At 62.2% G+C, this 18,729-nt stretch carries 22 protein-coding genes and 2 tRNA genes; 7 read left to right on the plus strand and 17 right to left on the minus strand.

The features are described 5' to 3' along the window. Positions 1-42: 42 nt before the first annotated feature. From HNQ60_RS05605 to HNQ60_RS05625, 5 genes are all read right to left on the minus strand, one after another. Complete coding sequence (locus tag HNQ60_RS05605; RefSeq protein ID WP_184329996.1) at positions 43-1,272, minus strand: MFS transporter; 1,230 nt, start codon at positions 1,270-1,272, stop codon at positions 43-45. A gap of 18 nt (positions 1,273-1,290) precedes the next feature. Continuing rightward, on the minus strand, positions 1,291-1,881 hold the full coding sequence (locus HNQ60_RS05610) for a 3-keto-disaccharide hydrolase (RefSeq protein WP_221304028.1): 591 nt from the start codon (positions 1,879-1,881) through the stop codon (positions 1,291-1,293). 72 nt (positions 1,882-1,953) lie between these two features. Continuing rightward, entirely contained in the window at positions 1,954-3,075 is a 1,122-nt protein-coding gene (locus tag HNQ60_RS05615) for a Gfo/Idh/MocA family protein (RefSeq protein WP_184330205.1), read from the minus strand. A 26-nt stretch (positions 3,076-3,101) separates the two neighbouring features. Beyond that, positions 3,102-4,157 carry a sugar phosphate isomerase/epimerase family protein gene (locus HNQ60_RS05620; protein ID WP_184329997.1) on the minus strand — a complete coding sequence of 352 codons (1,056 nt, stop codon included), beginning with the start codon at positions 4,155-4,157 and terminating at the stop codon, positions 3,102-3,104. Positions 4,158-4,171: 14 nt separating this feature from the next. Further along, positions 4,172-5,038: a sugar phosphate isomerase/epimerase family protein gene (locus HNQ60_RS05625; protein ID WP_184329998.1), complete on the minus strand. Its 867-nt coding sequence runs from the start codon at positions 5,036-5,038 to the stop codon at positions 4,172-4,174. Between the two features lie 145 nt (positions 5,039-5,183). On the opposite strand from HNQ60_RS05625, the gene HNQ60_RS05630 reads away from it, so the two are divergent. Next, positions 5,184-6,374 carry an ROK family transcriptional regulator gene (locus tag HNQ60_RS05630; protein WP_184329999.1) on the plus strand — a complete coding sequence of 397 codons (1,191 nt, stop codon included), beginning with the start codon at positions 5,184-5,186 and terminating at the stop codon, positions 6,372-6,374. Between the two features lie 114 nt (positions 6,375-6,488). Here HNQ60_RS05630 and HNQ60_RS05635 read toward each other — a convergent pair whose 3' ends face one another. After that, on the minus strand, positions 6,489-7,358 hold the full coding sequence (locus HNQ60_RS05635) for a 3-keto-disaccharide hydrolase (protein WP_184330000.1): 870 nt from the start codon (positions 7,356-7,358) through the stop codon (positions 6,489-6,491). A 184-nt stretch (positions 7,359-7,542) separates the two neighbouring features. Between HNQ60_RS05635 and HNQ60_RS05640 the strand changes: the two genes are divergently transcribed. From HNQ60_RS05640 to HNQ60_RS05650, 3 genes are read left to right on the plus strand one after another with little or no spacing between them, the layout of a single operon-like run. Beyond that, on the plus strand, positions 7,543-9,240 hold the full coding sequence (locus HNQ60_RS05640; protein WP_184330001.1) for a GMC oxidoreductase: 1,698 nt from the start codon (positions 7,543-7,545) through the stop codon (positions 9,238-9,240). Between the two features lie 13 nt (positions 9,241-9,253). Continuing rightward, the gene (locus tag HNQ60_RS05645) at positions 9,254-9,862 is read left to right on the plus strand and encodes a gluconate 2-dehydrogenase subunit 3 family protein (RefSeq protein WP_184330002.1); all 609 of its coding nucleotides are present in this window, start codon (positions 9,254-9,256) and stop codon (positions 9,860-9,862) included. A gap of 2 nt (positions 9,863-9,864) precedes the next feature. Then, positions 9,865-10,272 carry a Dabb family protein gene (locus HNQ60_RS05650; protein ID WP_184330003.1) on the plus strand — a complete coding sequence of 136 codons (408 nt, stop codon included), beginning with the start codon at positions 9,865-9,867 and terminating at the stop codon, positions 10,270-10,272. 36 nt (positions 10,273-10,308) lie between these two features. Here the strand turns inward: HNQ60_RS05650 and HNQ60_RS05655 are convergent, their stop codons facing one another. Continuing rightward, a complete protein-coding gene (locus HNQ60_RS05655; RefSeq protein WP_184330004.1) occupies positions 10,309-10,917 on the minus strand; it encodes a GyrI-like domain-containing protein in 609 nt (202 codons plus the stop codon). A gap of 68 nt (positions 10,918-10,985) precedes the next feature. On the opposite strand from HNQ60_RS05655, the gene HNQ60_RS05660 reads away from it, so the two are divergent. After that, entirely contained in the window at positions 10,986-11,645 is a 660-nt protein-coding gene (locus HNQ60_RS05660; RefSeq protein WP_184330005.1) for a glutathione S-transferase family protein, read from the plus strand. Positions 11,646-11,658: 13 nt separating this feature from the next. Here the strand turns inward: HNQ60_RS05660 and HNQ60_RS05665 are convergent, their stop codons facing one another. Beyond that, entirely contained in the window at positions 11,659-11,997 is a 339-nt protein-coding gene (locus tag HNQ60_RS05665; protein ID WP_221304031.1) for a hypothetical protein, read from the minus strand. Between the two features lie 182 nt (positions 11,998-12,179). On the opposite strand from HNQ60_RS05665, the gene HNQ60_RS05670 reads away from it, so the two are divergent. Continuing rightward, a tRNA-Ala gene (locus tag HNQ60_RS05670) sits at positions 12,180-12,255 on the plus strand. Positions 12,256-12,379: 124 nt separating this feature from the next. Continuing rightward, positions 12,380-12,455: transfer RNA gene (locus tag HNQ60_RS05675), tRNA-Arg, on the plus strand. Between the two features lie 56 nt (positions 12,456-12,511). Here the strand turns inward: HNQ60_RS05675 and HNQ60_RS05680 are convergent. The 9 genes from HNQ60_RS05680 to urtE all read right to left on the minus strand — a co-directional run bounded on the left by HNQ60_RS05680 (position 12,512) and on the right by urtE (position 18,727). Beyond that, the gene (locus HNQ60_RS05680; protein ID WP_184330006.1) at positions 12,512-12,931 is read right to left on the minus strand and encodes a secondary thiamine-phosphate synthase enzyme YjbQ; all 420 of its coding nucleotides are present in this window, start codon (positions 12,929-12,931) and stop codon (positions 12,512-12,514) included. A 6-nt stretch (positions 12,932-12,937) separates the two neighbouring features. Beyond that, the gene (locus HNQ60_RS05685; RefSeq protein WP_184330007.1) at positions 12,938-13,492 is read right to left on the minus strand and encodes a phosphoglycerate mutase family protein; all 555 of its coding nucleotides are present in this window, start codon (positions 13,490-13,492) and stop codon (positions 12,938-12,940) included. Positions 13,493-13,570: 78 nt separating this feature from the next. Continuing rightward, positions 13,571-14,230, minus strand: coding sequence for an urease accessory protein UreF (locus HNQ60_RS05690; RefSeq protein ID WP_184330008.1), 660 nt, complete (start codon positions 14,228-14,230; stop codon positions 13,571-13,573). Positions 14,231-14,254: 24 nt separating this feature from the next. Next, complete coding sequence (ureE, locus tag HNQ60_RS05695; protein WP_184330009.1) at positions 14,255-14,731, minus strand: urease accessory protein UreE; 477 nt, start codon at positions 14,729-14,731, stop codon at positions 14,255-14,257. Positions 14,732-14,748: 17 nt separating this feature from the next. Further along, entirely contained in the window at positions 14,749-16,455 is a 1,707-nt protein-coding gene (ureC, locus tag HNQ60_RS05700) for an urease subunit alpha (protein ID WP_184330010.1), read from the minus strand. Then, complete coding sequence (locus tag HNQ60_RS05705) at positions 16,452-16,757, minus strand: urease subunit beta (RefSeq protein WP_184330011.1); 306 nt, start codon at positions 16,755-16,757, stop codon at positions 16,452-16,454. The genes ureC and HNQ60_RS05705 overlap by 4 nt, the downstream gene beginning before the upstream one ends. 58 nt (positions 16,758-16,815) lie before the next feature. Further along, the gene (locus HNQ60_RS05710; RefSeq protein ID WP_184330012.1) at positions 16,816-17,118 is read right to left on the minus strand and encodes an urease subunit gamma; all 303 of its coding nucleotides are present in this window, start codon (positions 17,116-17,118) and stop codon (positions 16,816-16,818) included. Positions 17,119-17,194: 76 nt separating this feature from the next. Further along, positions 17,195-18,028: an urease accessory protein UreD gene (locus tag HNQ60_RS05715; protein WP_184330013.1), complete on the minus strand. Its 834-nt coding sequence runs from the start codon at positions 18,026-18,028 to the stop codon at positions 17,195-17,197. A gap of 3 nt (positions 18,029-18,031) precedes the next feature. After that, the gene (gene urtE / locus HNQ60_RS05720) at positions 18,032-18,727 is read right to left on the minus strand and encodes an urea ABC transporter ATP-binding subunit UrtE (RefSeq protein ID WP_184330014.1); all 696 of its coding nucleotides are present in this window, start codon (positions 18,725-18,727) and stop codon (positions 18,032-18,034) included. Positions 18,728-18,729: the final 2 nt, after the last annotated feature.

Raw genomic sequence — 18,729 nt, forward strand, 5'->3', positions numbered from 1 at the left:
TGGGACGGGTGCGTGACAGCACTCGTCCCACCTGCACGTCCGTCATCCCCGCGAAAGCGGGGCAGTCGCTTCGATCGGGGAGGCTTTCCTCTCCCTGAACACCACCGCGAAGATGACGGCAGTCGCGAAAGCGAGCCCGGCAGGAATGAGCCAGATCGTCTTCCAGTCGTGCGCACCGGCGGCCAGCGTGTTCGCGACGTAAACGGAATTCGCGAACAGCGCGCCGATCGCCATGCCGACTCCCAGCGTGATCAGCGCCAGGAACGATTGCGCCCGGGCCCTGGTTTCCGGTCCGAACGTACGATCGACATAGATCTGGCCGGCGACGAAGAAGAAGTCATAGCAGATGCCATGCAGCAGGATGCCGACGAGCAGCACGGGCATCACCGGGCCGAGACTCGTCACGCCGTACGCAAACATCACGTAACGAACCGCCCAGGCGATCATACCGATGACCATCACCCATTTGATGCCCAGGCGCAGAAGCAGGAGCGGCAGCAGGAGCAAGAATGCCATCTCTGACATCTGGCCCAGCGTCTGAATCGCTGCCGCACGATCGACACCCGATTCGACGAGGTAGGTGTTGGTGTACGCGTAGTAGAACGACAGCGGAATCGTCGTCATCAGCGAGGCGACGATGAAGATCACGAACAGCCTGCCGCCGCCTTTCAGCGCGTCGAGGCCGAGCAATCGGACGGGATTGATCGGCTCCCACACCGCACGCGGCGGAGTGCTCGGCAGAGTGAAACTGTAGAGCCCGTAGAACAGCGACGCGCCCGCCGAGATCAGGATCGGGATATTGGTCTGTTCGAGCCGCGCGAAGCCAATGCCAAGACCCGCCACGATCCAGCCCAGGGTGCCGAAGACACGAATCGTCGGAAATTCCTTCGTCGTGTCACTGGAGGCGTTGAAGGCGATCGTCGTCGAGAGCGGCAGCGTCGGCATGTAGAAGATCATGTAGACGAGCACCGCGAGCACGACCTGCTGCGGATCCGAGCCTGGCCCCAGCGTCGACACGTAGAAGAGGCAGGCCGCGCCGCAGAGATGCAGCACTCCCATGACTTTCTCCGCCGAGAAATAGCGATCGGCGATCACCCCGATGAACAGGGGCGCGAGGATCGCGGCATAGCCCTGCGTCGCATATACCTGACCGATGATGTCGTCGAAGCCGTTGGTCGCCAGCAGCGTGCCCAGCGGCACCCACCAGGCGCCCCAGACGAAGTACTGCACGAACATCATCAGCGACAGGCGAAACCGTGTATTCGCGTTCATTGTTCTCGTTCTCCCGAATCAACGCCGTACGCTGACTTCCCTGAACCAGACGACGTCTTTGTCGCCGTGATTCTGCAGGCCGATGTACCCTGACTTCTGACGCGGACCGCGCTCCGGCTCGTAGGGTTTGGTGCGCTCCGGTACCGCATCGCCTTCGCGAAAATCCGTCACGACCGCGCCGTTGACCGTCACGACGGTTCGATCGCCGTCGAGCTTGATCTCCATCGTGTTCCACTCACGCACTTGCGGTTTCGCCTTCGCTTTGGTGAAGGAGTACAGGACGCCCGTGCGGTGGAAATCGTCCTCGCTGTCGTCGATCTGGACTTCGTAACCCTTGTTCACCGGCATCCACGGCTCACCCGGTTCCGTCGGGATGCGGATGAACACACCCGCGTTCCCGCCTCCCTGAGCCTGGGCACGGTAGACGATGCGCAATGTCGTATCGCCGAACTTCTCACGCGTGAACCAAAGCAGCCCCATGCCGCCTTCGGTCCGGAGCGTGCCGTCTTCGATGACGAAGCGGCCCGGCCCCACGTGCGTCCAGCCCTCGAGATCCTTGCCATTGAAGAGCGGGCGCCATTGGCCCGTATCGTGTGCGGATGAAGTCATGGCGGATCCCATGATGAGAACAACCACCAACGCGCAGCGCGGGAACATGTTCAAGTCGAACTCCTTGCGCAACTACAAAGAGACCCAAGCCGCATTTCGCTGGCTGGACGAAACGGCTGCCTGAATGAACTGAACACCGCGCACACCGTCAGCGACAGTGGGCACGAGCAACGCACCGCCGCTCGCGGCCCTGCCTTCCTTCGACGCGACGATGAGGTCAGCTGCGTCGGAATAAATCTGCGCGAACGCTTCGATGTAGCCCTCGGGATGGCCCGACGGCACACGAACCGCCGCCTTGGCCCAGGCGCCCAGACCCGGGCCGCCGCGCGTGAGAATTCTCGGCTGTTCGCCGACGGGTGCGAACCGCAACTGGTTCGGAGTTTCCTGTGACCATTCGAGACCCGCCTTCGCACCGTACACGCGAATGCGCAAGCCGTTCTCGTTGCCGGGCGCGACCTGGCTGGCCCAGAGCGAAGCCCGTGCGCCGTTCGCGAAGCGCATCAGCATCTGGCCGTTGTCATCGAGCCGGCGCCCCGGCACTGCGATCGAAAGATCCGCTGCCAGTTGCGTGACACGCATGCCCGTCATGAACTCTGTCAGATGAAACGCGTGAGTCCCGATATCGCCGATCGCACCGGCCATGCCGCTGCGCTCGGGATCGACGCGCCAAGTTGCCTGCTTGTTGCCGGTAGCCTCGACGGGCGTCGCGAGCCAGTCCTGCGCGTACTCTGTCTGCACGACTCGGATATCGCCCAGCTCGCCGCTCGCGATCATCTCCTTCGCCTGGCGCACCAGCGGATAGCCGCTGTAGTTGTACGTCACGGCGAATACTCGCTTCGTCTGCCCGACGAGGTGCGAAAGCTCTTCTGCATGTGCAAGCGTCGTGGTCAGCGGCTTGTCGCAGATCACGTGAAAGCCGGCTTCAAGGCAGCGCTTCGCCGGGTCGTAGTGCAGGTGGTTGGGCGTTACGACAGCGACGACGTCGACGCGATCCGGGCGATTCCGCTCCGTCCGCAACATGTCATCGAGCGTCGCGTAACAACGCTCTGGCGCGAGGCGCAGGTCAGCACCGCTGTCGCGTGAACGTTGAGGATCGGACGAAAACACGCCCCCGACCAGCTCGTAGCGATCATCCAGGCGCGCAGCCATGCGATGCACGGCACCGATGAAGGCGCCGCGACCACCGCCGATCATCGCAAGTCTCAATCTCGATGCAGCCACTACTCGAGCCCCAGCATCCGACGGTTTGCGGCCGCATCCGTGCCGGCGCTTGCGAAGTCGTCGAACGCTTTGTCGGCCGTGCGAATCAGATGGCGCTGAATGAACGGCGCACCTTCGGCCGCGCCCTGCTCCGGATGCTTGATGCAGCATTCCCATTCCAGCACCGCCCAGCCGTCATAGCCGTACTGCGTGAGCTTCGAGAAGATGCCGGTGAAATCGACCTGCCCATCACCCAGTGAACGGAACCGGCCCGCGCGGTCGATCCATGATTCATAACCGCCATACACGCCCTGCCGCGCATTCGGCCGGAACTCGGCGTCCTTCACATGGAAGATCTTGATGTGCGGATGATAGACATCGATGAAGCCGAGATAGTCGAGCTGCTGCAGCACGAAGTGGCTCGGATCGTAGAGAAGATGGCAGCGCGGGTGATTGCCGACGTTCTCGAGGAAGCGCTCGAACGTGGCGCCGTCGAAGAGGTCCTCGCCCGGATGAATCTCGTAACACACATCGACGCCCGCGGTGTCGAAGGCATCGAGAATCGGTCGCCAGCGACGCGCCAGCTCTTCGAACGCAGCTTCGATCAGTCCCGCCGGACGCTGCGGCCACGGATACAGATACGGCCACGCCAATGCGCCTGAGAAAGTCGCATGCGCCTTCAATCCGAGTCGCTGCGACGCGCGAGCTGCTTTGAGCAACTGGCCGACAGCCCATTCCTGCCGACCGCGCGGATTGCCGCGAAGCGACGCTGGCGCGAAACCGCCGAACGCTTCGTCATAAGCCGGATGTACGGCGACCAGCTGGCCTTGCAGATGCGTCGACAGCTCCGTGATCGCAAGTCCTTCCTCGGCGAGCGTGCCTTTGATCTCATCGCAGTACGTGTCGCTTTCAGCCGCGCGATCCAGATCGAACAGACGAGCTTCCCACGTCGGAATCTGCACGCCCTTGTAGCCGAGCCCCGCCGCCCAGCGCCCGATGCTGCGCAGGTCGTTGAATGGAGGTTCGGCACCCGCGAACTGCGCCAGGAAGATTCCCGGCCCTTTGATCATGGCCATGTGGCGCCCCCGGATCAGGCGAGCTTGCTCAGATAGTCGAAGCTGAGCTTGATGGCCTCGAGCGGGCTGCGCTCGAAGTTCTCCTGCTCGACGAAGTAGTGCTTGATCTGGCCCGGCTTCGCCGCGCCGAAGAATGCTTTCCAGTCGATCCTGCCGCTGCCGACTTCGGTCGTCTGCGCATTCAGCTCGATCGTCTCCTTTGCGTCCTTGCGGATGTCTTTCACGTGCAGCAGCGAGATGCGGTCCGAATGCTTCTTCAGATACTTCACCGGATCCACGCCGGCGGTTGCGACCCACGCGATGTCGAGCTCGATCGTGACCAGCTTCGGATCGGTGATGCGAATCATCTCGTCCATTGCGACGACGCCGTCGTACGAACGGAATTCGATGTTGTGATTGTGATAGCCGAAACGCAGTCCCGCCTTGTGCGCGAGCTCGCCGAAGCGATTCAGCTGATCGGCGTTCCACTTCCAGTCATCGAGCGTCATGCCAGCAGCCAGCGATCCGGTGGGGATCGATCGCGCATCCGCGGTCGACGGGAAGGAACAGACGAGGTACTCCGCGCCGACCGCTTTCGCATAGTCGATTCGCTCCTGCGCCTTCGTCTGCAGGTCGCGCATGTTCGTGTGCATGCTGGGGACGGCAATGCCGCACTCAGCGGCCAGCTTGCGCATCTCGGCGGCCGACAGCGGCGGCGGGCCTGCCAGCTCGAGCTCTCGATACCCGGCGTCCGCGATCGCTCTGACCGTGCCGGGAAAATCCTTAGCGGCGGCCTCGCGTACGGTGTAGATCTGCAGGCCGATGGGCAATCCCAGGGGGCCCTTGGCGGAACTGGACGCTGAAGCGCCCGCGGGCAGGCAGGTCATCGCTGCCATTGCCATGGAAGAACTCTGCAAAAAACGGCGTCGCGTCCACATAGCGCCCCCTCGGTCGGACTCATCGGTGTTCTTTCTGCCAGAATAAATCCGTACAGCCGGGTCTGTATATCGACACGTTTAGTTCGGACATCGACGAAAAGAGGCAGACATGCTTCCCTGGCTCAACCTGGGCCTGCCGCGGACAACGTCGCCCGCGCAGACCAATCATGCGCTCAATCTGAGCAGCTACCTGGCGCGGCTGGTCGCTTCGGGCCAGGCCACGTCCCGTTCGGAGCTGGCCCGCGTCACCGGTCTCGCCCGCTCCACCGTCTCCGAACATCTGCTGCCCCTGCTGCGGATCGGCCTTATCGCCGAGCACGAGGCCGAAGCCGGCGCACGAGGCAGACCGCCTTCAGTCCTTACGCTGAATCCTCAGGCAGGCGTCATTCTGGCCGCCGACATTGGCGCTGCAAAAGGGCGACTCGCGATTGCGGACTTCGGTCAGCACTTCATCGTCGAGCGATCGATCCAGACGGACGTGGCACGCGGTCCCGATACGGTGCTCGCCGAAGTTCGCACGGCATTCCTGCAAATGCTCGCAGAACGTCAGATCGATGCGCGCAATGTGCGACTGATCGTAGTCGGCCTTCCTGCCCCGGTCGATTTCGCGAGCGGCATGCCAGTCCGGCCGCCGATCATGCCGGGCTGGGACAACTATCCCGTTCCCGCCTCTTTCCAACAGGAATTCTCCGCGCCGGTGCTCGTCGACAACGACGTGAACCTGATGGCGCTCGGCGAAGCGCGCTGCCGCCCCGCTACACAATGTCCGCTGCTGTACGTCAAAGCGTCGACCGGCATCGGCTGCGGCATCGTGACGCACGATGGCCAATTGCATCGCGGTGCCGACGGCGCGGCAGGTGATATCGGCCACGTTCGCGTGCCAGGGCATGAAGAACCCTGTCGTTGCGGCGCGTACGGCTGCATCGAGGCGTTCGCCTCGTACGGCGCAATCCTGCGTAAGGTGGGTGGCGATGTCGGCGGCGATCCCGGTGAAGCACAACTCTCAGCGCTGGTGAGAACCGCCGCAGGTGAGATCGGCGAAGTAATCGCGATGCTCGTGCATTTCTTCAATCCGGCCGTGATCGTACTCGGTGGCCGGATGACGCAATTCGGCGATGAGATGCTGGCCGGCGTGCGGTCCGTTGTCTATCGCCGTGCCTTGCCGCTCGCGACGCGCAAGCTTTCCGTCGAACTGTCTACGCTTGGCAACCGCGCCGGCATCATCGGTGCGGTTGTCCTCGGCGTCGAGCATGTGCTGTCGCCGCAAGGATTGCGGTCGATGATGCCGACGACGGAGTGAGAACGCAGTCGTCGTCCCCACGCAGGCAGAGGGGATCGTCATCCCCGCGCAGGCGGGGATCCACCTTATGGGTTCGCATCGAAGCATGGATTCCCGCTTACGCGGGAATGACGGTTACTTCCCAGCGTACGCGCACTGCGCCGGCACTGACTTCACGTAATAACTCTTGTAGTTCGACGCCTTGCGATCCATGCAGCCCGCGAGGTTGAGCAGCTCGACTTTGCGGAACTCGATCGGGTGCGACTCGCTCTGCAGGGCGATGTATCCGCCTTCGATCAGCTGACCATCAGGCTTCGCCGCGGGCTCGAACTCGTTCACGGCACCGCCGCCATACTGGGGCTTGGAATACTCGAGCACCGTCTTGCCGTCGATGATGTGGGCGATTCGCTCGCTGCCGAGGACCAGCAATTCGGCTCGCACCCACTGATCGCCATCGTACGTCGCGGAAGCAGAGTTCAAACAGTGCGTCGGCAAGAGAGCGCCATTGTGGATGACTTCGGTCCCCGGCGTGCAGACATTGAGCGTCGGGCGCGCCTTGCCGTCGCTGAGCCCGCCAAGGAACTGGGCTTCGATCGAAATCGGGAAGTTCTGCGCCACCGTCATGGTTTTCGGATCCTGCGAATGCACCATCACTCCGCTGTTGCGCAGTGCCCAGGCGCCGGGACCCTGCGGTGCCTGTTCGCCGATGAACCGATACTCGATGACGAGGCGGTAGTAGTTGAACGGCTTCTCGTAGAACAGGTGGCCGAACTGACCTTCGAACGCCTTGTAGCCGTCATAGCTGACCTGCAATGCGCCATCGGCGACCCGAAACGTATTCGCGTAGTTGTCGCCCAGTTTGTGATGGGTGAGTTTCGGCGTCCAGCCGGTCAGATCGCGTCCGTTGAAGAGCCGAATCCATTCTTCGTCGTTCGGGGCGGCTTCGCTGCCGACGCACAGGGATAACAGGACGAGGACTGCGGGCAGGGTTCGCGCAACGATCACTGGAGCTGTCTCGCGGAACGCCGACGCTGGCGCTCCTACAGCATAGCCAACATTGCGCACCGGAACACCCGCCCCTCAATTGCGTCGTCAATAGTTCGGCGCCCGACGTAATTTGCGGGGCTTCAATGTGGGATTCGCTTCGCGTTACAGTCGCCGCTCTCAGGGGTCAGAACGAGCACCGGCAGTGGCGCCAGACAAAAATGACACGTACGACGCGATCGTCGTCGGTACCGGCATCAGCGGCGGATGGGCCGCCAAGGAACTGACTGAAAAAGGCCTGAAAACGCTGGTCCTCGACCGCGGACGGATGGTGCGTCATGGCGAATATCCCACCGCCACGAAAGAGGTGTGGGAACTGCCCTACGGCGGTCGCGCCACCCAGGAAGATCTGCAGCGCCACGCAACGGCGGCGCGCACCAACTACGTCGTGACGCAGGCCACGAAGCACTGGTGGGTCGACGACAACGAACATCCTTACGGGGAAACCAAGCGCTTCGACTGGGTCCGCGGCTATCACGTGGGCGGTCGTTCGCTGCTGTGGGGACGCCAGTCGTATCGCTGGAGTCCGATGGATTTCGAGGCCAACGCGAAAGACGGCATCGCCGTCGACTGGCCGATCCGGTACGCCGACCTCGAACCCTGGTATGACCATGTCGAACGCTTCATCGGCGTCAGCGGCCAGTCCGAGGGGCTCGCCCAGCTGCCGGACAGTACGTTCCTGCCCCCGATGGAAATGAACTGCGTCGAAAAGCACTTCAAGCAGTCGATGTCGACGAACTTCCGTCGCACGATGACGATCGGTCGCACGGCGCATCTCACCGCACCGCTCACCCATGCGCATAGTCCGCAACGCGGCACTTGCCAGACCCGCAACTTGTGCATTCGCGGCTGCCCGCTGGGCGCTTACTTCAGCAGCAACTCAAGCACCCTGCCCGCTGCGGAGAAGACAGGCAACATGACGCTGCGTCCGAACAGCGTCGTGTCTGAGCTCATTTACGACGAAGCGAACGGGCGTGCCAGCGGCGTGCGCGTCCTCGACGCGGAGACCGGCGAGCAGCTCGAGTTCAAAGCACGCGTGATCTTCCTCTGCGCTTCTACGTTCGGCACCGCGCACATCCTGATGAACTCGACGTCCAGTCGCTTCCCCAACGGCTTCGGCAACGACAGCGGCGAGCTGGGCTGCAACATCATGGATCATCATCTGCAGGTCGGCGCCTCCGCTCTCGTGGAGGGCTTCGACGATCAGTACTACGTCGGCACGCGTCCCAACGGCGTCTACGTGCCGCGATTCGTCAACATCGGCAAAGACAAGCGTTCGTACATTCGCGGCTTCGGTTATCAGGGCGGCGCTTCGCGACGCAACTGGACACGACTGATGAATGACCCGGTGCTGGGCGAGGAACTCAAGCAGAAAGCGTCCGAGCCCGGTCCGTGGACCATGGGCCTCGGCGGCTTCGGCGAGATCCTTCCCTATCACCACAATCGCGTCACGCTGAATCGCGACCGCAAGGACAAGCACGGCCTGCCGACGCTCACCTTCGACTGCGAAATCGGCGAGAACGAACGACTGATGCGCATCGACATGGCGAACGAGGCCGCAACGATGCTCGAAGCCGCGGGCTACAAGAACGTCCGCGCACTCGATCGCGGGTACAGCATGGGCCTGGGAATTCACGAGATGGGCACGGCGCGCATGGGCCGCGATCCAAAAACCTCGGTGCTCAACTCGTGGAACCAGGTGCACGCCTGTACGAACGTCTACGTTACCGACGGTTCGTGCATGACTTCGGCCGCGTGCCAGAACCCGTCACTGACCTACATGGCCTTGACCGCGCGCGCTGTCGATCACGCGGTCCAAGAACTGAAACGCATGAACATCTGATGGCGCAACCCGCATGAATCGTCGCGAAGCAATCCAACGCGTCGCCTTGCTGATGGGCGGCGCGATCTCCGGTCCCGCGCTTCTGGGCGTCCTCAACGGATGCACTCCAAAGAAGGCAGCGGAAGCAAAGTCGCTGTTCCTCTCGGGCGAACAGCTGTCGCTGGTTGGCGAGGTCGCGGAGATTACGATCCCGCGCACCGACACACCAGGCGCAAAGGACGTCGGCATACCGGCCTTCATCGACCTGATGCTCAAGGATGTCTATCCGAAGGCCGATCAGGATCGCTACCTTGCCGGGCTCGAAGCATTCGACTCGCAGGCGCGCCAGCAGCACAACCGTGGCTTCATGCAACTGGAACCCGAGCAGCGAGTCGCGCTGGTCCGAGGCGCAACCGAAGCGGCTCTCGCTGCTGAGGCCGCAAACACTGGCCCTGCCGCCCTGCCACGGCCATTTGTGCTCATGACGCGCGAGATGACCCTCCTCGGCTTCTTCCTGTCGCAGCCTGGTGCAACTCAGGTCCTGCAATACAACCCGATGCCCGGTCCGTTCCGCGGTTGCGTGCCGCTGAAGGAAGCAGGCAATGGCAAGACCTTCGCAACTGAACAGGTCCAGCGGTTCTGAAGATGAGCAAACTGACGCGACGCAACGTGATTGCCAGCACCGCCCTTCTCGCGTCGGGAGTTGCAGGCGCTGCAACGACCGGCAATGCAGCGAGCGGCAAGCGCTACCTGGTGCATCACGCTCTGTTCTGGCTGAAAAATCCGGGCTCGGAGAAAGACCGGGCGCGCCTGATCGAGGGCCTGAAAACGCTGCGACAGATCGAAGTCATCCGCGCCCTGCATATCGGTGTCCCCGCCAGCACGGAAAAGCGGGAAGTCGTCGACTCGAGCTTCGACGTCTCGGAAGTGATGTTCTTCGACGACGAAGCCGCGCAAAGCGCCTATCAGTCGCATCCCATCCACCAGAAGTTCGTCGAGCAGTGCTCGCACTTGTGGCAGAAGGTGGTCGTGTACGACGCGATGGACCTGTAACTTCCGCCCCGCCCTCCGTCACACCGCGAACGCGGGTCACTTCATCGGCTGCCGTATGACGGTCTTCCACTTCGCTGGATCCGCCCGGCGGATGTCGCTCAGATAAATTTCATGGTGCTTGCCGGTCAGCCCGGAACGTTGCTCGATGAAGGCATGGACCCGCTGAATCGTGGGCCCTTCTTCAGTGAACGGGCCCACATGCAGTATCTGAGCACATGACCCTTCGGTGAAATCCTCGAGCCTGAGCGCATCCACGGCAGCGAGTGCCTTCTTTCGCTTCACTTCCAGCATGGCCGACTGGAGCACGGCCGCCTCCACGAAGTCGGGCTGCATGATCATCATCGTCCACTGCCACTTCGACCGGTCGTTCGCGACGAAAGCGGACATGTCGTCCGACCACCAGAGACCTTCGAGAGGCATGACGGCATAGTCGAGCGCCTGGGTGCTCTTCTTCACCATGAATTTCGCGGTGTAAGAAACGGAGAACAGCGCCTCGACCGCAGCCGAATAGGCCGGCGATGTGTTCGGATCGCCTTCGCCATCGATCATCAGGAATCGGAATGTCGGAACGTCGACCTGAACCACGTCCTTGGACGGTGGCAGATACAGGTGCCTGAGCTCTTTCTTGAGATCGACCTTCGGCATTCGGGCTCCTGTCGATGTGCTACTTTCCGCCGCCAATCGCTGACCAGTTTGTTGGGAGATCACGCACCGTGTCACTAGTCCTCTATGGCCATCCGTTCTCGTCGTACACGCAGAAGGTGCTCATCGCGCTGTACGAGAACGGCACGCCCTTCGAGTTCCGCTCTCTCGGACCCGACACGCCGCAGAATGCGGCGGAGTGGCTGCAGCGCTGGCCCTTGCAGAAGTTTCCTCTGCTGGTGGACGACGGCCATAGCGTGGTCGAGACCAGTATCATCATCGAGTACCTGCAACTGCAGCACCCGGGCCCGGTACGCCTGTTGCCGGCAGATCCGATGGCCGCACTCGACGTGCGTTTCTTCGATCGCTTCTTCGATCTCCACATCATGGACCCTGTGCAGTTTGCCGTGGCCGGCGTTCTGCAGCGAATTCCATTGAAGCCCGAGGAAGGATTGGCGCAGGCCCGCGAGAGACTCGAACGAGCCTACGCATGGATCGAAACTCAGCTGGTCGACAAGACCTGGGCTACCGGCGCGAGCTTCACGCTCGCCGACTGTGCCGCCGCACCGTCTTTGTTCTATGCCGACTGGACGCACCGGATCTCGGACACGTATCCATTGCTGCAAGCCTATCGGGCACGCCTGCTCGCGCGTCCCTCGTTCGCTCGTGCCGTGGATGAAGCGCGGCAGTATCGACCGCTGTTTCCGTTGGGAGCGCCGGATCGGGATTGAGCGCCCTGGTCGCTCAGTTGGCGGTTCTCACGAGCTCCACTTCGTCGACAACCATCTTCCAGTCGTTGCCATCCTGATAGGGTGGCTTTGCGACGACGAACGTCGTTGCCATGGGGCCGACTCCCACTTCGAAGTCGTGGCCGGTGAATCCCTTGAGCGGCCCTTCGACGGATGTAGTGGCGCCGGCCTTCAGTCGCTTGTACCTGACGGACCCATCCTGCGTGATGAGCAGATACATCGTCTTCGACTGCCATTCACCGACGTAGGACGCCTTGTCGGGAGGGACTGGCTTGCCGCAACTGATCAACGAACCCATGAGGGTCAGCAGAACCAGCAGTTTGGTGAGCTTCACGGTTTGGTCGGCCTTGGCGGGTAGCTGAGATTTTCTCCTGATCGACCCGTGAGCAAGCCTACCAGTTGCCGACCATTGCCTGCGCAAAACCGTCAATCCCTGAGCGGATTCCACGGCCCGTCGGTCGTCTGCTTGTCAGTCGATACTCCGATGCTACAATTTGCGCCCTCTTCAGCATCGGTGGGGCTGTAGCTCAGCTGGGAGAGCGCCTCGTTCGCAATGAGGAGGTCAGGGGTTCGATCCCCCTCAGCTCCACCAACTTCTTAAAGAAGCGGATGGCGGATAGCGGATGGTGACTAGGGCCGAACAAGGTGCTATCGCGCCGCGCCCGTGATTCTTGGCTTTCCTGACCAGTCACCATCCGCTATCCCACTTCCCGATTGCCCCCGTAGCTCAGTGGATAGAGCGACCGCCTCCTAAGCGGTAGGTCGCAGGTTCAACTCCTGCCGGGGGCACCATTCCGGGAAATCCCGCTAACCCGCTGAAATGCCTGGGGCTCCCGCAGGTCCTGGTTTCAGCGCTCGCCTACCACCGTCACGATGACCTCACGGGAATGCCCGCGGTGCCGGTGTTCCCACAGATAGATCCCCTGCCAGGTGCCCAGCATCAGGCGGCCATCGGCGATCGGGACGGACAAAGTAGTGTTCGTCAGGACACTGCGGATATGGGCCGGCATGTCATCCGGACCCTCGGCGTCGTGCTCGTAGTCCGGGCTGCCGTCCGGGGCGATGCGCTGCATGAAACTCTCGAGATCCCGGCCGACCGCCGGGTCGGCGTTCTCTGAAATCAGCAGCGACGCGCTGGTGTGACGTACGAAGACGTTGCACAAGCCGTTGTCGATGCGCGCGGTGCTGACGACGTTCGCGACCCGTTCGGTCAGGGATTCGAAACCGCGACCGCGCGTCTGGATCCGGAGGAGCTCGCGAAACACCATCGGCGTTCAGTACCGCAGTCGCATGACCTTCTTCTTCGAGATCTGCGGCAGGAACAGGATGAACATGGCGTCGTACTCATCCTCGCGCAACTCGACCTTCTCCCCGCTCAGCGCTTCGATGAGCGCGGGCACGGTCGTCGAATTGCCCGAGACGAGCACGTACTCACCGCGATGCGAACGCAGGATCTTGCGCGGCAGATCGTTCCACGTCGCCGCGGGTATGACGTTCAACGGCAATGCGAGCGTCTCGGACAGCGGCGTGACTGTCTGCTGCGTTCGCTTCAGCTCAGATGCGAAGATCGCGTCGATGCCGCGGACAGGCCGCGCTTGCGACAGCATCTTTGCGAGACGCGCAGCACGCTCCCGGCCATCGACGCTCAGACCCGGATCCGGGTCTGTTCCGACCTCCGTCTCTGCATGCCGAACTACAACGACAACTGTCGTCGCACGCGCATCGAACAGCCACGCGGCCGCGGCAACAACGGCAATAAAGACCAGGACCGGAAACAGCAGCGGGAAAAAGAAGGGACGGCGGCGGAGCTTCTCGAGATCGCTATTCATCGGCCGATCATAACAAAGCGGGTTGACCGCCGTCGGTTTCAGACGGCCGGCTGTGGCCGGGAACCTGTTTTCCTCAGCTCATGAGCGGAACAGACGCGTGTACTGGGTTTCATGTCGTGCGCTGGCGACGGACTGCATGACCGAGCAGTAACCGATGTCCTCATCCGCCAGTTCCAGGGCACTCGCCGCCGCAGCCTCCAATGAGGGAATGAGCTTGTGGAGGATGCGCTGTCCCGCGCTTTGCCCGAGGGGCACGAGCTTCACCGCCGCCAGCACCTGGTTCTCCGTCCACGCCCACGAATATGCGTGCAGTGTTTCGACCTTGCCGACGCCGGACTGCACGCAGGCTTTCGCAAACACAGCCGCATAGCCGAGCGTCTCGGGCTTACGAAGGTCGATGTCTGCATGAAGCTCCCGCAGAACTCTGATGAGGGCCTGTCCCAGATGCCTGTCTTCCGCTCGCAGTTCTTCCGTCTCACGCGAAGCGATCAGCAATGCATTCCAGCGTTGCGTTGCTGTGTGATCGTCCTTCGCCGCCGCGTCATGAAGCCTTGCCAGGATCGGCAGGTCCAGCGTTCCAAGCACACCTCGCGCGAGACCGCCCATCCAGTCATGAGCTGTCGCTTCATCGCGCACCCAGCCTGCTTCGATCGCGTACTCGAGCCCTTGAGAAAAATGAAACGCGCCGATCGGCAGTGCCGGGCTCGCCAGATGCAGGATGCGCAGAAGTTGATGCATCGGATGGACGCCGCGGCGGCTGAATTACTTCATCCCGACGCCGCGAATGATCGAATGGTCGTCCGCGTGGCCGTGCGAGTGCCCGCCGTAAGCGCCGCCCTCCGGTTCGAATGGAGCTCGTTCGGCCTCTACCGCCAGCCCGAGACCTCGGACCATTTCATCGAGCACATGGTCTTGCTGATAACGCAGCCATCCGAACCCGATCTGCAATGCGACGTGACGATTCCCCAGGTGATAAGCCGCGCGCGCAAGCTGCAATGCGTCTGAGGAACGAACTGTCGAAACGGCCTCTTCCGCCGCAACGACTTCGATGACCCGGCCATCATCGCTCAGCAGCCGATCGCCGCCGCGCAAGACCGAGCCGCGTTCGAGGAACAGGCCTGCTTCCTCACCGCTCGACAGCGTCGCGCGCAATCGGCTCTTGCTGCGTTCCTGGAACGGGAGAATCAACTGCAGTGTCGCCGGCGGCCGGTCGGGAAGTTTTCTGGAAACGTTGAGCATTGAACCCGATCTGACAATCAGAAGAGGAAGTATCGCTGCGCCAGCGGCAGTTTCGTCGCCGGCTCGCAGGTGAGTAACTGTCCATCCGCACGAACCTGATAGGTCTGCGAGTCCACTTCGATGCGCGGCTGGTAGTCATTGAGAACGAGATCAGACTTGCCGAGACTGCGCGTCCCCTTCACCGCCACCAGCCGCTTGCGTAGCTTGAGCCGCTCGCCCATGCCGCGATCGAGACCCGCTTGCGACACGAAGCTGACCGACGTCGCAGCGCGAGCGCCGCCCAATGCACCGAACATCGGCCGGTAGTGCACCGGTTGCGGCGTCGGAATCGAAGCGTTCGGATCGCCCATCGGCGCTGCGAGAATCATCCCGCCCTTGATGATCAATGCAGTCTTCGCGCCGAAGAAGGCCGGCTTCCACAGCACGATGTCCGCAAGCTTGCCGACTTCGATCGACCCGACTTCGTGCGCGATGCCGTGCGTCAGCGCCGGATTGATCGCGTACTTCGCGATGTAGCGACGGACACGGAAATTGTCGTTCCGCGCATTGTCCTGCGGCAGAGAACCGCGCTGCATCTTCATCTTGTGCGCTGTCTGCCAGGTTCGCGTAATGACCTCGCCGATGCGGCCCATGGCCTGCGAGTCCGACGAGATCATCGAGAACGCGCCCAGGTCGTGAAGAATGTCTTCCGCGGCAATGGTCTCGCGACGGATGCGCGATTCCGCAAACGCGACGTCCTCCGCGATTCCCGGATCGAGGTGGTGACAGACCATCAGCATGTCGAGATGCTCATCGACGGTGTTGATGGTGTACGGACGTGTCGGGTTGGTGGACGATGGAAGAACGTTCGGCTCGCCGCAGGCCCGAATGATGTCCGGAGCATGGCCACCGCCGGCGCCCTCCGTGTGATACGTGTGAATCGTGCGGCCCTTGAATGCGGCGAATGTGTCTTCCACGAAACCTGATTCGTTCAGCGTGTCGGTGTGAATCGCGACCTGAACGTCGTACTTCTCCGCAACCGACAGGCATGCGTCGATCGCGGCGGGTGTCGTGCCCCAGTCCTCGTGGAGCTTCAGCCCCATCACACCCGCTTCGACCTGTTCCGCAATCGGCGCAACGAGGCTCGCGTTGCCCTTTCCGAGCAAGCCGAAGTTGATGGGCAATTCCTCGATCGCCTCGTACATGCGATCGATGAACCACGGACCCGGTGTACAGGTAGTTGCGCTCGTACCGGCGGCCGGCCCGGTCCCACCGCCGATCATCGTCGTGATCCCGGCCATCATCGCTTCTTCCACCTGCTGAGGGCAGATGAAGTGAATGTGCGCGTCGATCGCACCCGGCGTCGCGATCAACCCTTCTCCCGCGATGACTTCGGTACCGGCACCAACGACGATCGTGACGCCCGGTTGCACATCGGGATTCCCGCCCTTGCCGATGCCGACAATCCGCCCGTCCTTGATGCCGATGTCCGCTTTGACGATGCCCCAGTGGTCGACGATCAACGCATTCGTGATGATGGTATCGACGACCTCGGCCGAGACGCGCTGGCTCTGCCCCATTCCATCCCGAATGACTTTGCCGCCGCCGAACTTGACCTCTTCGCCATGGATCGTGAAATCACGCTCGACTTCAATGATGAGGTCCGTGTCCGCCAGTCGCACGCGATCGCCGACAGTCGGGCCGTACATCTCTGCATAAGCGCGTCGATCGATGCGGGTGCTCACAGTTTCCCCATGATTCTCTGGTTGAACCCGTAGACGACGCGGTCACCGCCATAAGCCACGAGTTCGACTTCGCGAATCTGTCCGGGCTCGAAGCGAACGGCGGTGCCTGCGGCGATGTTCAGCCGGAAACCACGCGCGGCATCGCGGTCGAACTGCAGTGCGCTGTTCGTTTCGTGAAAGTGGTAATGCGAGCCGACCTGGATCGGACGATCGCCGGTGTTCGCGACCTTGACGCGAACCGTGGGGCGACCGACGTTGATCTCGATGTCGCCGGACTCGGTGAAGAATTCGCCTGGAATCATAAGGAGAAGCGGTTAGCGGTTAGCGGTTGGCGGTTAGTGAGAGAAGACGGGCATAGAGTCATGGGATCGGGTGGTGAACGGTGACGAGCTTCGTGCCATCGGGGAAAGTGGCTTCGACCTGGACGTCGGGGATCATTTCGGGGACGCCTTCCATTACGTCGTCGCGGCTGAGGATTGTCGTGCCGTAGCTCATGAGCTCGGCGACTGACCGGCCGTCGCGGGCGCCTTCCATGATCGCTGCGGAAATCAACGCCACGGCTTCAGGGTAGTTGAGCTTCAAGCCACGCGCCTTGCGTCGCTCGGCGACGAGTGCCGCGGTGAAGATGAGCAGCTTATCCTTCTCTCTCGGCGTCAGATCCACAATGCTCCCCAGAATTCGATCATCCCACTCTTCCTCTGGCTACCAGCTAGTAGCCAGCCTGCTAACCGGCTTCCTCTCACGTCGCCCATATCCGCGGCAACACCGCCGGCCTTCCGATCAGCTCCGGCCTCAGCATCCGCCACATCGCAATGAACAGGCGCCGCACAGGTTCAGCCTGTGCGCCGAGCGCGCGACACACTAGCACTCCATCGACCAGGGTCACGGCGCTTTCAACGTCGTGCGCTGAGGCGCTGCGTGCCGCCTCTCGCATCGATGTAGTGGCCGGATACGCAAGCAATGTCCCGACGGCATCGAAGCCTGCCAATCCCCAGCGCGCAGTTCGCTCGGGGCCCGTTCCATCGAGACGCATGCGATCGATGAAGAGCGGCAGCTCATCTCGCCACAGCTCGAGATTCAGCCGCAGCTCGCCTGCATCGAATGCCTCCTGGCGGGCAGGCAATCCCAGACATGGAATCTCCCAGCCAATGAATCGCGATTGGGCATCCAGCTGAACACGCGTCTCGCTGCGCACGCGGGCGCCGCGATAGAAGATGGTCTCCTGTGGCAGCCACTCCAGCGTCGAAGCACTCAGCACCAGGTGCTGGGACTGCATCGCGAAGCGACCGTCGCTGCGATAGAACTTCGTTGCGGCTGGTGTCGTAATCAGCGAGTGCGCTCCGCGTTCAACGTTCATCTCGAGTCCGAGGTGATCGCCACCAACGACGCCGCCCGGCGGATGCACGAGATAGGTGTGGCAAGGGCCGCCTTCAGGATGGAAGGCGCGCTGCACGACGAGCGGTCCATGATGCTGTCGCTCGGACAGATACGTCTGCCCGCCACGCTCTGTGAACCGGAGCTTCAGATGCGCGCACCACCCTTGCGCCGCCGTTGCTGCCGGGATGCTGGCCATGCGCTAGACCGTCAGATGATGCCGCACGAGATCGTCCGTTAGCCCTGCGATGCGGTCCGCGGCAACGATGCGCCCCTTGTCGATGATCCGGAACTCGCTGGCGACGCGACGGGCGAAAGGCAGCTTCTGTTCGACGAGCAGCACAGTCAGGTTCGCCTCCTTGTTGAGTCGCAGGATGATATCCCCGATCTCATGGACGATGTTGGGCTGAATGCCCTCGGTGGGTTCATCGAGAATGAGGAGCTTCGGCTCCAGTACCATCGCCCGCCCGATCGCCAGTTGCTGCTGCTGGCCGCCCGACAGGTCGCCGCCACGGCGCCGCAGCATCTTCTTCAGTACGGGAAACATCGTGAAGATCTGCTCCGGGATCTCCTTCAGCTTGCCGCGGCTCGCGGACAACCCGATGCGCAGGTTCTCTTCGACCGTCAGCTGCGAAAAGATCTCGCGGCCCTGGGGAACGTAGCCGACGCCCAGCCTCGCCCGCCGGTCAGCCGAAATCTTTCGCAGGTCCGTGTCGTCGTACAGCAACTCGCCCGACACCGTCGGCAGCAGCCCCATGATGCATTTCAGCAGCGTGGTCTTCCCCATGCCATTGCGTCCCATCAGGCATGTGCAGGAACCCGTCGGCACGGTCATGTCCACATCCCAGAGGATGTGGCTGCCGCCGTAAAACTGATTGAGAGATTTGATGGTCAGCATGA

The organism is Povalibacter uvarum (assembly GCF_014202975.1).
GTDB classification, from domain to species: Bacteria; Pseudomonadota; Gammaproteobacteria; order Steroidobacterales; family Steroidobacteraceae; genus Steroidobacter; species Steroidobacter uvarum.